This is a genomic window from Streptomyces monticola (assembly GCF_042665355.1).
In the GTDB taxonomy this organism is placed as follows: domain Bacteria; phylum Actinomycetota; class Actinomycetes; order Streptomycetales; family Streptomycetaceae; genus Streptomyces; species Streptomyces monticola.
In genome coordinates this window covers 1,166,931-1,181,234 of sequence record NZ_JBHTCF010000001.1, presented here as the reverse complement: position 1 = coordinate 1,181,234, position 14,304 = coordinate 1,166,931, and the positions used below count along the sequence as shown (strand labels likewise).

Sequence of the window (14,304 nt, the reverse complement as noted above, 5' to 3'; positions counted from 1 at the left end):
CGGCCGGTGAGCGGAGCGAGATCATCCTGATGTCGGACGCCCGGGTCGCCGCCGTACCCGTGCAGGACTGCGATGAGCGGCTCGTGGATGTGCGTCGCGGCGGTGAACTCCTCGTCGACGCACGGGAGCAGGGCACGGACGCGGTGGGCGCCTTCGCGCATCTGCGGGAGGGCGTGCTGCGGCGGCTCCTGGAGGCACAGGCGCTGCTGCCCGACGGGCTGCGGCTGCTGTTCGTGGAGGGCTACCGGCCGCCCGCCCTGCAGCGGCGGTACTTCGAGGGGTACGCGGAGCGCCTGCGGTCGGTCCATCCGGACTGGCAGGACGGTCGGCTGCGCTCCGCGGCGAGCCGTTTCGTCTCACCGCCGGAGATCGCGCCGCACAGCGCGGGGGCCGCCGTGGATCTGACGCTCGCCGACGCCGACGGCCACGAGCTGGACCTCGGCACGCCCATCGACGCGAGCCCCGAGGACAGCGAGGGCGCCTGCTACACGCAGGCCCCGAACATCGGCGACCGCGCCCGCGCGAACCGCACCACCCTGGCCGCCGCGCTGACCGCCGCCGGCCTGGTCAACTACCCCACGGAGTGGTGGCACTGGTCCTACGGCGACCGCTACTGGGCCCTGCTCACTGGCGCGGAGGCGGCCCGCTACGGGCCCCGCGAACTCATCTGAGCGCCCCCTCCTCCGGACCGCCCGTCCCGACTCCGGATCCCGCGCCCCGGCACATGGACGATTGGGATACAACTGTCCTACACACGTCACCAGTTGGGGCCAGGCCTTGGACGGGAACTGGGACCGGGACCGGGGGGCGCCGGACATGGCGGATCAGGCGAATCAGGCAGGTCAGGCGGATCAGGCAGTGCTCGCACGGCTCCGCTTCGGGCGTGAGGACGCCGAGCGGGACGTGAGCGACGGGCTGCTGCTGCGCGGCGGCTTTCTGCCCACGGCGGCCTCGCGCGCCGCGCTGTCCGGGGAGAAGATGCTGATCATCGGGCGCAAGGGCTCGGGCAAGAGCGCCATCTGCATGCATCTCATGGCCGACGGCAACTACGACGGCGGCAAGGCCCTGATCACCCCGGGCGACGCCGCCGGCGACGAGATCCGCAGGTTCGAACTGCAGGGGCTGCCTGGCGACTCGGCGAAGGCGCTGATCTGGCGGTACCTCTTCGCCGTGCACGCCGCGCGGCATGTGGTGGAGCACGCGAAGGACGCCCACGGCCGGCCGCCGGCCTCGGTGAAGGCGCTGCGCCGCTTCCTCAAGCAGAACGACGAGCTGCCGGGCGACGGCCTCGGCGACCGGCTCGCGCAGGCGACGAGCGGACTGCAGACCTCCCTCTCGCTGGAGGCGTTCGGCTTCAAGGCGGGTGTGGACATCGCCCAGACGGCTTCGGAGGGCAGCCGGGCGGCGCGGCAGCTCGCCGTCGTGGAGCAGGGCGTGGCGCAGGCCTTCGCCGACCTGGGCTGCGCCGGGTCGCATGCGCCGCTGCTGCTTCTGGTGGACCAGCTGGAGCAGGTGTGGTCCGCCGAGCCGGACAGCAACTCGATGGTGATCGGTCTCCTGCTCGCCGCGAAGCACGCGGCGGGGCTCTACGCGGGAGCCGCCCGCTGTCTGCTGTTCCTGCGGGCGGACATCTACGACTCGCTGCTGTTCGGCGAGGGCGACAAGTTCCACAGCGACGAGCTGCGGATCGCCTGGACCGACCAGGCGCTGCGCCGGCTCGCTCTCGCGCGGGCCAGGGCCGCGGCCGGCGCCGGGCTCACCGAGGACCAGCTGTGGCGGGAGATCTTCCCGCCGACGGTGAACGGCGAGGAGACCGCGACGTATGTCTTCGACCGCTGTCTGCCGCGGCCCCGGGACGCCATCCAGTTCCTCAACCTCTGCCAGGAGACGGCCTGGCTGACACACGGCCGCGACCGGATCCTGGAGGAGGACGTGCTGGCGGCGGGCCGGCAGTTCTCGGCCTGGAAGCTCAAGGACCTGGTGCAGGAGTATCTGGTCGCCCACCCCTTCCTGGAGAGCCTCTTCCCGCTGTTCCAGAACACCGGATACGTCGTGACACGAGCAGCCCTCGGCAACCGCTTCGACGCGGCCGCGGCGACCCTGCACCGGCTGTTTCCCGCGTACGCCGAGGCCCTGGCGGTCGACAACATCGTCGACGTCCTGTACTCGGTGGGCTTCCTGGGGGTGCGGCGCGGCAACAGCGTGGTCTTCACCGGCGGTTCGGAGCTGCCGGTGCAGCCGTACGAGCCGGAACTCCATGTGCATCCGTGCTTCCGCGCGGCACTCGGCGCGACCAGCGCGATCGACGTGCACCGCTACGAGCCCACGGCCGCGGGCGGGCGCATCATGTCCGGCAACATCGGCCCCTACTCCCAGGGCACCAGTCCGATGGGCCGCGACTTCCGGCTGCTCGGCGAGCTGACCCGCTCGTGCCACTCCATCCTCTCCCAGGTCGGGCGGGCCGTCGGGCTCGCCCAGGGCGCCCGCGATGAGATCGCCGGGGAGATCAACCGGGTGATCGAGGACGTCTCCGTGCAGGGCGGGGGCGCCGGGGACGCCTCCGCGCAGGGCAGGGTCACCGACCCGGAGGACCATCTCCTGCGTACCGCCCACTACTTCACCTCCCTGGCGGCGCAGCTGCGGGCCACCGGGCTCGACGACAGCGCGGGCCGCGAGGGTGTCTCGCACCGGATCGAGGACGAGGCGCGGCGGCTTCGGCGGCTCGCGGGCGGCTCCTACGGCAGTTCCGGGAGTTCGGCGGGCTCGTGACCAACCGGCGCGGGTGATACTGGAGTTGAGAACCGGGCGGCCGCGACGACCGCCCGCCGACGGGGAGGGCACGCGTGCGGGGCACACTGCTCGATCAGCGGTTCCGGATCGACGACCTGCTGGGTGCGGGCGGCATGGGCCAGGTCTACGCGGCGCTCGACGAGCACATGCAGCGCGAGGTCGCGGTCAAGGTCGTCAACAGCCTTCCGGTGATGGGCGATTCGGAGACGCAGACCAGGTTCCAGCGCGAGGTGCAGCTGGCCGGACGCCTGGTCCACCGCAACATCGTCACGGTCCACGACTGGGGCCGCACGACCATCGGCAGCCACGAAACCCTCTACCTGGTAATGGAGTTGCTGTCGGGCGACTCCCTGCAGCGGATCCTCAAGCAGGAGGTGCCCGCCTGGCCGGTCGCCGTCGGCTGGGCCCTGCAGATCGCCGAGGCGCTGCACGCGGCGCACGGCGGCCATGTGGTGCACCGGGACATCAAGCCGGCCAATGTACTCCTGACCGGCGACGGCACGGCGAAGGTCCTGGACTTCGGCGTGGCCAAGTTCATCGACGACACGCTGCAGGCGCACGGCCTGACGGCGACGGGCGCCTACCTCGGCACCCCGCACTACATGTCGCCCGAACAGGCCCTGGGCGAGCGGGAGGTGGACCACCGCACCGATCTGTACTCCCTCGGCTGTCTGCTCTACCACGCGGTCACCGGAAAGCCGCCGTTCACGGCCACCAGCCAGATGGCCGTCCTGCGGATGCAGATCGACGACGCCCCCAAGCCTCCGGCGACGCTCCGCACCGGTCTGCCCGCGCCGCTCGACGCGCTGATCCTGCGCCTCCTCGCCAAGGACCGGGAGGAGCGGCCCGACGACGCGGCACGTGTGCACGAGGAGCTGAGCACCCTGCTCCTCGAGCACGCCGCGGACGACCCGGCCGACGAGGGCCCCGACCCCCTGCACCTCGGCCTGGGCTCCGCCCTGGCCGGCGGGCTGCTCACCCAGGCCCGGCAGATCCGCCGCCGCGCCAAGGAGGAGGCGCGGGAGCTGCGGGAGGCGGCGCACCGGGCCGCGCAGGAGCACCGGGAGCTGACCGAGTCGGCCGCCCGGGAGGTCCGCGGGGACGTGGAGACGTCCGTCGCCGCCCTGCGCGCGCAGGCGGAGGAGGAGATCCGGCTCGTCCGCCAGGAGGCCGAGGAGGCGGCGGCCGCGCTGCGCGCCGAGGCGGAGGACGAGTACACGTCGGCGCAGCGGCACGCGCAGGCGAAGCGCGAAGAGGCCGACACACTGTTCGAGGAGACCCGCGCGAAGGCCGCGCAGGCCGCCTCCGACTTCGAGACCAACCTCGCCAGGCGCCGCGAGCAGTCCGAGCGCGATCTGGCCTCGCGTCAGGCCATGGCCGAGAAGCGGCTCGCGGAGATCGAGCACCGCGCGGAGCAACTGCGCCTGGAGGCCGAGCAGTTGCGCACCGACGCCGGACGCCGGGCCCGGGTGACGGTGGAGACGGCGCAGAGGCAGGCCGAGGACGTCGTGGCGGACGCCAACGCCCAGGCCAACCGGATCCGCAGCGAATCCGAGCGCGAACTGGCGGCGCTCATGCAGCGTCGTGACTCGATCAACACCCAGCTGACCAATGTCCGCGAAATGCTCGCCCAGCTGGCCGGCGCGGCGGTCTCGGCGCAGACACAGAACTCGGGTGACGGCCGTCAGGGCGCGGGCCTGGAACCGCAGCAGGGCACGGGCCTGGATCACCAGCGGATCTCGGACGTCGACCAGGCCCTCGCGCAGATCGTGCAGGCGAAGAGCGCGAACCGGCCACAGGCGCAGAGCGCGGCCCCGCAGGACACGCCCCCTCTGCCGCACTTCGACATGGTCCGCAGGGGTTACGACACCCGGCAGGTGGATGCGTATGTGACACAGATTCTCGCCGGACTCACGCCACCGGCCCCCGAGTTCGACCTCGTCCGCAGGGGTTACGACCGGGAGCAGGTCGACGGCTACATCCGTCTCGTCCGGCACCGGCACTGAGGCACTTCGGCCGGTCGGCCCCGCCGACCCCGCCCGCGAACGGTGCGGGCGGGAAGGGCGTGCAGCCGGGACGGGCGTGCGGTCAGTGCGCGCTGTCCGCCGGGCGGATGCCGCGCGGGATCCAGGTCCACGCCATCGCCGCCGCGGCCAGGGCGAGCGCCGAGCCGACGGCGAACGCGGGGGTCATGCCCCGGGTGAAGGCGTCCGAGATCTGCTGCAGGAGACCGGCACCCTGTGCACCGCCGAGCTCCCTGGCCGTATGGGCCGCCTCGCCCACCGAGCCGCGCACCGAATCGGGCAGCCCGGCGGGCAGATGGGCGCGGTACAGCGATCCGGCCAGGGAGCCGAGGGCGGCGACACCGAGGGCGGCGCCCAGTTCGTAGCAGGTCTCTTCGAGGGCCGCGGCGCCACCGACGTCCTCGGCGGGGGTCGCCGCCATCAGCGTCACCGAGGCGACGGTCGTGGCCACCCCGGCGCCGAGGCCGAGCAGGGCGAGGGCCAGGGCCATCGCCGGGTACCCGAGACGCCCGTCGGAGCCCTGCGCCAGCCACGGCAGGGCGAGCCCGGCGGCCATCAGGACGAGGCCGCCTCCCATGGCGTGCCGGATGGGCAGTGTCCGCATGAGCCACGGCGCGGCCATCGAGGCCACGACCAGGGCGAGCGGCGCGGGCAGTACCCGCAGACCGGCTTCGAGCGGCGAGTAGCCCTGGGCGTACTGGAACCACTGGGTCAGCAGGAACAGCACCGCCCCGAGCGCCATCATGCCGAGGAAGAGCGCGAGCGCGGAGACACTGAAGGCCCGGCTGCGGAACAGCCGAACCTGCAACAGCGGTGACTCCAGGTGCAGTTGGCGGCGCACGAAGACGGTCAGGACGACGGCCGCGAGGAGCAGCAGCAGCCACGGAACGGGCGCGGTGAGGCCACTCTTGCCCAGCTGCTTGATGCCGCCGGCGAGGGAGATCATGCCGACGACCGAGAGGCCCACGCCCGCCCAGTCCCAGCGTCCGGTGCGCGGCGAGCGCGACTCGGGCAGCAGCCAGGCGCCGAAGCCGATGACGGCCACAGCGATGGGGATGTTGAGCAGGAACGCGGAGGTCCAGCCGTAGTCCTGTACCAGGAGTCCGCCGACGACGGGGCCGAGCGCCATGCCGCCGCCCATGACGGCCGCCCACACCGCGTAGGCGAAGGCGCGCTCACGGGCGTCGGTGAAGACATGGCGCAGGATCGACAGGGTGGCCGGCATGATCGCCGCGCCGCCGACACCGAGCAGCGCGCGGGCGGCGATGACCTGCCAGGGCTCGGTGGCGAACACCGCCGCGAGCGAGGCGAGCGCGAACAGCGCGAAGCCCGCGAGCAGCAGCCGCTTACGGCCCCACCTGTCCCCCAGCGCACCGGCCGTGACCAGCAGACCCGACAGGGCGAGCGCATACGCGTCGATGATCCACAGCTGCTCCACGGCGCCGGGTTCGAGATCGGCGACCAGGGACGGGAAGGCCACGTTGAGGATCGTGGTGTCCATCGCGATCAGCAGCAGGCTGCCGGACAGGATGGCGAGGACGATCCACCGGCGCGCATGGATCCGGTCCACGACCGGAGGCGCGGCGGGGGTGTACATGGTGAGTCAACCTTTCTGCGAATGAGACATAAATGTATCACTTGCAGCGCTCACGTATCACCCGGTGGGCGTCTCCGGCCATCCGGTGAGCACCTCTGGACATCTGGCGGGCACCTGTCAGCAGGGGTGAGCGGGCCGGGTAGCCTCCCGGGCATGTTCGTTCTTGAGCTCACCTACACCGCGCCGGTGACCGACGTCGACCAGCATCTGCAGGCCCATGTCGACTGGCTCGACCAGCACTACGCCGACGGCACCTTCATCGCCTCGGGCCGCAAGAACCCGCGCGACGGCGGGATCATCCTCGCCGCCGGGGACGACCGCGCGCGGATCGAGAAGATCGCCGCGGCCGACCCCTTCACCGTCGCCGGAGTGTGCGCGTACCGGATCACCGAGTTCACCGCCACCAAGACGGCACCCGAACTCGCCGCCTACAAGCAGGAGTTGCCCGCCTGAACTGGCGGAACCACCTCAGTGGTGTCCGGGGCCGAGCCCTGCGATGCGGCCCTTCTCGCCCGAGGCCCAGCAGCTGAGGTCGGGGGTGCAGTCGACGGTGTCGAAGGAACCCGTGTCGACGGTGTGCCAGGTACGGCCCGCGTCCGTCGTGACGTCGGTTCCCGTGGGCCCCACCGCGAGGGCCGCGGACCGGCTGTGCGGCAGCCAGGCCACGCCCGAGCGGTAGGCGGGCGGGGGCACCCCGGCCGCTGTCCAGGTGCGGCCGCCGTCCGTGGAGCGGGCGGCGGCGTCCGGCGACGCCTGGTCGGGGCGGTAGTCGCCGCCCACCGCCAGGCCGTGCGTGCGGTCGCGGAAGGCAAGCGCGAAGACCCCGCGGGCCGGGTCGCCCGCCGGGATCGGTGTCGTCGTGGCCGTCCAGGTGCGGCCGCGGTCCCCGGAGTGCAGCACGCGCGCGTGGGCGCCGCCGCCGGTGGCCAGCCACACGTCTCTCGTCCCTGCCGACACCAGGCACTGGCCACTGGCCGCGAAGCCCGCCTCGCCCTCCTGCGCCGGCGGCATGCCGTCCCTCGGCAGCACCTTCCAGGAGCGGCCGCCGTCGGCGGTGGACAGGATGCGGTACTTGCCGTCGACGGGGTCGCTCATCGCTAGCCCGTGCCTGCGGTCGAAGAACGTCATGCAGTCGTAGAACGCCTTCGGGTCGGGATTGCGGAACGACTCCGTCCAGCTCGCCCCGCCGTCCTCGGTCGTGAACACCCGCGACGCCTCGCCCTCGCCGATGGCCAGGACCACCGCCCTGCGCCCGTCGAAGGCCTCGACGTCACGGAACTCCAGGGCTCCCGCGCCGGGCGGCGAGACATCGCGCCAGCTGCGGCCGCCGTCGGATGTGCGCAGCACCGTCCCCTTCGAGCCCGCCACCCAGGCCACCGAGCGGCTGACCGCGGCGAGTCCCCGGAACCGGGCGGTCGTTCCGCTGGGCTTCAGCTGCCAGGCGAGCATGGCCGCGGCGCCGCTCGCCGCGGGCGCCGCGGCTCCGGCGCTCGCGCCTGCCGCCTGCCCGCCGCTGCCGTTCGCCGTGGTCCCCGTACTCCCGTACGCCGTCGTCGGCATCGTCGGTGCGGCCGCCAGAGCCAGGCCGCACACCCCCGCGGAGACCGCGCGCCGCACGCGTACCGACTTCTCCTTCTCCATGCGCCTCGGAACCCTCATACCCGTCAGCCCCCTCAAAGCCCTCAGCCCCCTCAGCCCCCTCAGCCCCCTCATGGGCCGCGAAGCTAGCCCACCCCGCAGGGGCCGTCCAGGGTGCGTGCGGCGCCGTGCCCACGGCCGCGCGTTTGTCCCCCTTGCGGCGGTCGCGGCGGCCCGCGCCCGGCTCTAGCGTGGCGTCGCCGCGGGAGACGAGGCCGGGGGCGCGCACACATCGGGTACGGGCCACGCCTCGGTGACACAGGTCACGGGCGACCGCGTGCACGGATTTCCGCGTTCCACCGTCTATGCATGTGCCAGGCCCATCCACCCAGCAGTCGTAAGGGAGCAGGCGTTGTCCCTCGTCATCGAGCAAGCCGTTGAGGCCCGCCTCGTCGCCGCCGCGCCGCGCATGGCCACCATTCCCGCGACCCTGCACTACGACGTGGGTGACCCGTTCGCCGTGCGGATGGCCTTCCCGGCCCCGGCGACGCTCGAAGGCGTCGACGTGTCCTGGACGTTCGCCCGCGACCTGCTCGCCGCCGGCGTCGACGAGGGCTCGGGCGAAGGTGACGTACGCGTGCGGCCGTACGGCTACGACCGCACCGTCCTGGAGTTCCACGCCCCCGAGGGCACGGCGATCGTGCATGTGCGCACCGCCGAGCTGCGCCGCTTCCTCAAGCGCGCCGACGACCTCGTGCCCTCGGGCCGCGAGCATCTGCACCTGGACATGGACGAGGACCTGGCGGAACTGATGCGGGACGCCTGCTGAGGTCCGCGGCACCCGCCGAGGCCCGATGCCTCAACCTCTACCTGTACCGGACTCGCTCCCGCCGAGCTCCGGGCCCCTACCGACCGCCCCCGAGCAGCGGGTTCAGGTCGCTGTAGGCCAGGCCTCCCGCCAGCGCCTCGTAACCGCCCGTGGTGAGCAGGTCCTGCGCGGCCCGGCGTACGAGTGCGTGGGCGGCCTGTGCGATGCCCGCGCCGACGCTGATCCGGGCCACCCCGAGTCCGGCCAGTTCGGCCACCGGCGGCGCTCCCGGTCCCGCCATCACGTTCAGCGGTCCTTCGATGCCCTCGACGAGCGCCTTGACCGGCACCGGGTCGACCACGCCCGGCACGAAGATCCCGTCCGCCCCGGCCGCGAGAAAGGCCGCCGCGCGGTCCAGGGTCAGCGCGAGCCGCTCCGCCGGCTCCCCCACCGCGCGCAGATGGATGTCGGTGCGGGCGTTGATGCAGAGGGGTACACCCACCGCGTCGGCAGCCGCCCGCGCCGCGGCGATCCGCCGGCACTGCTCCTCGACGGGGAGCAGCGGTTCGCCGTCCGGGCCCGGGGCGTCCTCCAGGTTGACGCCCACGGCGCCGGCCGCGAGCACGGCCCGTACCGTCACGGCCACGCCTTCCGCGTCGTCGGCGTAACCGCTCTCGATGTCCGCGGTGACCGGCACATCGACCGCCGCGGCGATCCGTGCGACCACGGCGACCGCACGGTCGCGGTCCGGATGCCGGCCGTCCGCGGCGCCCTGGTCCCAGGAGACCGCGGCGCTCGTGGTCGCCACGACCGCGGCTCCGGCCGCTTCGACGATGCGGGCGCTGGCCGCGTCCCAGGCGTTGGGCAGCACCAGGGGCGTACCGGGAATGTGCAGAGCGCGCAGGGTTTCGGCCTTGCTGCGGAGTCCTGTCGGGTCAGGCGTGATCGGCATGAGCGTCACTCAACCAGTCCGCCGGGCGCGGCGTCTGGCGGAATTCCGACATCGACATCGGCTGCCGCCCGTTGTTGCGGCAGCCGACATCCCTCCGCCGCCCGCCGGTGCCCGGTCGTGATTAATCAGTTGACCGCCGCGAAAACCTTCCCTTACGGTTCACAAGCCTTGTTGTCGTCGATCGGAGTGGGACGTTGCTCATCTGAGGTCTTGGGACACCGCGTAGCGCAGTGCTGACTCCTGCGTACGCCCGGTGCGACCTCGGCGGTGAGCCGTCTCCGCGCAGCAGGGTTCTTCCATGGCCCCGGGGCACTTCGCCCCCGGCCTCTTGAGACCCGGACTTGTTCACAGTCCAGGACCTCTTCATGGAATCCCCGCCCCGGCGGACCTTCGGACCTCCCTGCCCGGGCCGCCGCCCCTTCCGGTGTCCCGCACGCGCCAGCTACTGCCCCCATCCCGGCGTGCATCGGAGGACCGCTCATGTCTACCTACTCCCCATCCATCAGCTGCACCTCGCTCGGCTTCACCTGGCCCGACGGCACCGAGGTCTTCGACGGCCTACAGATCGCCTTCGGCCCCGGCAGGACCGGTCTGATCGGCCTCAACGGCTCAGGGAAATCAACCCTGTTGAAGCTGATCGCCGGGGACCTCACCCCGGCCGAAGGCACCGTGCGCACCACAGGCGAAGTCGGCTACCTGCCGCAGAACGTCACGCTCGACACCGGGCTCCGGGTCGACGCGGCGCTCGGTATCGCCGCGACCCGGGCCGCCCTGCACGCCATCGAGGCGGGCGACGCGAGCGAGGAGAACTTCACCGCGGTCGGCGACGACTGGGACGTCGAGGAGCGCGCCGCCGCCACCCTCGACCAGCTGGGACTCGGCCACATCGGCCTCGACCGCACCATCGGCGAGGTGTCGGGCGGCGAGTCCGTGCTGCTCAGGCTGGCCGCCCTGCTGCTGCGCCGGCCCGACGTGCTGCTGCTCGACGAACCGACCAACAACCTGGACCTGTTCGCGCGGCAGCGGCTCTACGCCACCGTCCAGGCCTGGTCCGGAGTGCTCGTCGTGGTCAGCCACGACCGTGAACTCCTCGACCTGGTCGACCAGATCGCCGATCTGCGGGCCGGCGAGGTCCGCTGGTACGGCGGCACGTTCTCCGCGTACGAGGAGGCACTCGCCGTCGAGCAGGAGGCCGCGGAACGCATGGTGCGCGTCGCCGAGACCGATCTGAAGCGGCAGAAGCGCGAACTGTCCGAGGCTCATATGAAGTTGGCACGCCGTGTGCGCTACGGCAACAAGATGTCCGCCAACAAGCGCGAGCCGAAGATCATCATGAACGCCCGCAAGCGGGAGGCCCAAGTGGCCGCCGGCAAGCACCGGATCATGCACGAGGAGAAGCTCACCGAGGCCAAGGAACGGCTCGACGAAGCCGTGGAGGCGGTACGGGACGACGACGAGATCCGCGTCGACCTGCCGTTCACCGCGGTACCGCCGGGCCGGTCCGTGCTCACGCTGCGCGAGCTGAAACTCCGTTACGGAGCGGAAGTACAGGGCGAGTTCGAGCTGCGCGGGCCGGAGCGGATCGCACTGGTGGGCCGTAACGGCGCGGGCAAGACCACGCTCCTGCGCACCCTCGCCGGAGAGCTCGACCCGGTCGCGGGCGAGGCCACGGCGCACGTGCCGCTGCGCTTCCTGCCGCAGCGGCTCGACGTTCTCGACGACGGCCTCACCGTCGTCGAGAACGTGTCGCGGATGGCGCCGGACGCCACCAACAACCGGATCCGGGCGCGCCTTGCCCGGTTCCTGTTCAAGGGGGCCAAGGCCGACAAGGAAGTGGCGACGCTCTCCGGCGGAGAGCGCTTCCGGGCCGCGCTTGCGGCGCTGCTGCTCGCGGAGCCCGCGCCCCAGCTCCTGATGCTCGACGAGCCGACCAACAACCTCGACATCGCGAGCGTCGGACAGCTGACATCGGCACTCGACGCCTACCAGGGGGCCCTGATCGTGGCCAGCCACGATCTGCCGTTCCTGGAGTCGATCGGGATCACCCGCTGGCTGCTGCTCGACGGTGAGCTGACGGACACGTCCGAGGAGGAGGTACGGGACCTGATGGCGTCGAAGTGACGGGAAACGTCGGGACCGAGGGGAAACGACGGGAAGCGACCGGAAGCAGCGACGGGTGACAGCGACAGAGAAGCAACCGGGAAAAGGGACAGAAGCGTGCAATAAAACCGGACAGTAGCTGTCGGGTATCCCGGTTAGCGTCAAGGCCATGTCCTACCTGCCCGAGCACATCGTCATCACCGGAGCCCGCGAGAACAACCTCAAGGACGTCAGCCTGCGCATCCCGAAAGGCCGCCTCACGGTCTTCACCGGGGTGTCCGGGTCGGGAAAGTCGTCGATCGTCTTCGACACGATCGCGGTCGAGTCACAGCGCCAGCTGAACGAGACCTTCACCTGGTTCGTCCGCAACCGGCTGCCCAAGTACGAGCGGCCGCACGCGGACGGCCTGGAGGACCTCGCGCCCGCGATCGTCGTCGACCAGAAGCCGATCGGCGGCCACTCCCGCTCCACCGTCGGCACCATGACGGACATCTACTCGGTGATCCGGGTGCTGTTCTCCCGGTACGGCACGCCGAGCGCGGGCCCGGCGACGGCGTACTCCTTCAACGACCCGTCCGGGATGTGCCCGGAGTGCGACGGCCTCGGCCGTACGGTCAGGCCCGACTACACGCGCATCCTGGACGAGTCGAAGTCCCTGGCCGACGGCGCGATCGTCTTCCCGCCGTTCCGGCCCGGCACCTTCCACGGGCAGACGTACATCAACAGCCTCGACCTCGACGCGCACAAGCCGGTCGCCCAGTTCACCGCCGAGGAGCGGGAGTTCCTGATGCGCGGGCGCGGCGGCAAGGTGTGGGTGAAGGGCTCCACCTTCGAGGTCGAGAACGACTACGAAGGCCTCGCCGACCGCTTCGACCGGCTTTATCTCAAGCGGGATCTGTCGGCACTCAGCCAGAAGACCCGCGACCTCGTGCAGGGATTTCTGAGCGAGGGCGTCTGCCCGCGCTGCCACGGGGCGCGCCTCAACGAGGCGGCGCTCGCCTCCCGTATCGACGGGCTCAACATCGCCGAGGCCGCCGCCATGGAGGTCTCCGATCTGATCCCGCTGCTCGCGCGCATCGACGACCCGGTCGCCGGGCCCATCGCCGCGGCCGCCGTCACCGCCCTCGAACGGATCGAGGCGATCGGCCTCGGCTATCTCAGCCTCGACCGGCCGACGCCGAGCCTGTCCGGCGGCGAGGGGCAGCGCCTGAAGATGGTGCGGCATCTGGGCTCCAGCCTCACCGGCATGACGTATATCTTCGACGAGCCCAGCGTCGGGCTGCACCCGCGGGACGTGGGACGCCTGGGCGACCTGCTGCTGCGGCTGCGCGACAAGGGCAACACGGTGCTCGTCGTGGAGCACGACCAGGATGTCATCGCCATCGCCGACCACGTCGTGGACATGGGCCCCGGCGCGGGCAGCGGCGGCGGGCAGGTCGTGTACGAGGGCTCGGTGACCGGTCTGCGTGCCTCGGACACCCTCACCGGCCGCTGTCTGCGCAGGAGTTCGGGCGTCAAGGAGCATCCGCGCACCGCTACGGGCGACCTGTGGGTCAAGGGCGCGGAGCTGCACAACCTCAAGGACGTGACGGTGCGGTTCCCCGCCGGGGTGCTCACGGCGGTCACGGGGGTCGCGGGCTCCGGCAAGTCGACCCTGGTGTCAGGGGCGTTCACGGCCGCGTACCCCGAGGCGGTGGTCGTCGACCAGTCGGCGATCGGCATCTCGGCGCGCTCCACACCGGCGACCTATCTCGGGATCATGGACACGGTGCGCAAGCTGTTCGCCCGGGAGACCGGGAGCGAACCGGGCCTGTTCAGCTTCAACTCACAAGGGGCGTGCGAGAGTTGCCAGGGCCGTGGGGTCATCTACAGCGACCTGGCGTTCATGGACCCGGTGACGACGACCTGCGAGGCGTGCGAGGGGCGGCGGTTCAAGGACGAGGTGCTGCGGCTGACCGTGGCGGGCCGCTCGATCGTCGACGTACTGGAGATGACGGCGGACGACGCGCTCGAGTTCTTCGCCGCGCTGCCCGACAAGGGAGTACGCCGCCGGCTTCGCGCCCTGCGTGATGTGGGGCTCACCTATCTCACCCTGGGCCAGCCGCTCGGCACGCTCTCCGGTGGTGAGCGACAGCGCATCAAGCTGGCCACCCAGCTGCACCGCACGGGCGCGGTGTACGTCCTGGACGAGCCGACGACCGGACTGCACATGGCGGACATCGACGGGCTCGTGGCGCTGCTCGACCGGCTCGTCGACGCCGGCAACACGGTGATCGTGGTCGAGCACAACCTCGATGTGGTCCGCCGCGCCGACTGGATCATCGACCTCGGCCCGGACGGCGGCAAGCACGGCGGCCAGGTCGTGTTCGAGGGCACCCCGGCCCGGCTCCTCGGCGCAGAGGGCTCTTTCACGGCTGAATACCTGCGCCGCGAACCGGGAACCGCCGGCTGACCG

9 protein-coding genes and 1 pseudogene are annotated in these 14,304 nt (G+C 71.7%); 7 read left to right on the top strand and 3 right to left on the bottom strand.

What is annotated here, in order from left to right; translation table 11 throughout:
- The first annotated feature begins 29 nt into the window (after nucleotides 1-29).
- From ACFQVC_RS04860 to ACFQVC_RS04850, 3 genes and pseudogenes are all read left to right on the top strand, one after another.
- Nucleotides 30-671, top strand: a complete 642-nt coding sequence (locus ACFQVC_RS04860; protein WP_381827120.1) for a M15 family metallopeptidase — start codon at nucleotides 30-32, stop codon at nucleotides 669-671.
- 145 nt (nucleotides 672-816) lie between these two features.
- Nucleotides 817-2,769 carry a P-loop ATPase, Sll1717 family gene (locus ACFQVC_RS04855; protein ID WP_381826741.1) on the top strand — a complete coding sequence of 651 codons (1,953 nt, stop codon included), beginning with the start codon at nucleotides 817-819 and terminating at the stop codon, nucleotides 2,767-2,769.
- Nucleotides 2,770-2,843: 74 nt separating this feature from the next.
- Nucleotides 2,844-4,502, top strand: a pseudogene (locus ACFQVC_RS04850) (serine/threonine-protein kinase); the annotation flags it as partial.
- 376 nt (nucleotides 4,503-4,878) lie between these two features.
- Here the strand turns inward: ACFQVC_RS04850 and ACFQVC_RS04845 are convergent.
- Nucleotides 4,879-6,411 carry an MFS transporter gene (locus ACFQVC_RS04845; RefSeq protein ID WP_381826739.1) on the bottom strand — a complete coding sequence of 511 codons (1,533 nt, stop codon included), beginning with the start codon at nucleotides 6,409-6,411 and terminating at the stop codon, nucleotides 4,879-4,881.
- A 153-nt stretch (nucleotides 6,412-6,564) separates the two neighbouring features.
- Between ACFQVC_RS04845 and ACFQVC_RS04840 the strand changes: the two genes are divergently transcribed.
- Nucleotides 6,565-6,864, top strand: a complete 300-nt coding sequence (locus tag ACFQVC_RS04840; RefSeq protein WP_381826737.1) for a YciI family protein — start codon at nucleotides 6,565-6,567, stop codon at nucleotides 6,862-6,864.
- A 15-nt stretch (nucleotides 6,865-6,879) separates the two neighbouring features.
- Here ACFQVC_RS04840 and ACFQVC_RS04835 read toward each other — a convergent pair whose 3' ends face one another.
- A complete protein-coding gene (locus ACFQVC_RS04835; protein WP_381827118.1) occupies nucleotides 6,880-7,971 on the bottom strand; it encodes a WD40/YVTN/BNR-like repeat-containing protein in 1,092 nt (363 codons plus the stop codon).
- A 430-nt stretch (nucleotides 7,972-8,401) separates the two neighbouring features.
- Here ACFQVC_RS04835 and ssgD point away from each other — a divergent pair, with 430 nt between their 5' ends.
- Complete coding sequence (gene ssgD / locus ACFQVC_RS04830; protein WP_381826735.1) at nucleotides 8,402-8,818, top strand: spore wall synthesis regulator SsgD; 417 nt, start codon at nucleotides 8,402-8,404, stop codon at nucleotides 8,816-8,818.
- 76 nt (nucleotides 8,819-8,894) lie between these two features.
- Here the strand turns inward: ssgD and ACFQVC_RS04825 are convergent, their stop codons facing one another.
- The gene (locus ACFQVC_RS04825; RefSeq protein ID WP_381826733.1) at nucleotides 8,895-9,749 is read right to left on the bottom strand and encodes an isocitrate lyase/PEP mutase family protein; all 855 of its coding nucleotides are present in this window, start codon (nucleotides 9,747-9,749) and stop codon (nucleotides 8,895-8,897) included.
- 480 nt (nucleotides 9,750-10,229) lie between these two features.
- Between ACFQVC_RS04825 and ACFQVC_RS04820 the strand changes: the two genes are divergently transcribed.
- Both ACFQVC_RS04820 and ACFQVC_RS04815 read left to right on the top strand, forming a co-directional pair.
- Nucleotides 10,230-11,870, top strand: a complete 1,641-nt coding sequence (locus tag ACFQVC_RS04820) for an ABC-F family ATP-binding cassette domain-containing protein (RefSeq protein WP_381826731.1) — start codon at nucleotides 10,230-10,232, stop codon at nucleotides 11,868-11,870.
- Nucleotides 11,871-12,018: 148 nt separating this feature from the next.
- Nucleotides 12,019-14,301: an ATP-binding cassette domain-containing protein gene (locus ACFQVC_RS04815; RefSeq protein ID WP_381826729.1), complete on the top strand. Its 2,283-nt coding sequence runs from the start codon at nucleotides 12,019-12,021 to the stop codon at nucleotides 14,299-14,301.
- The last annotated feature ends 3 nt before the right edge of the window (nucleotides 14,302-14,304 follow it).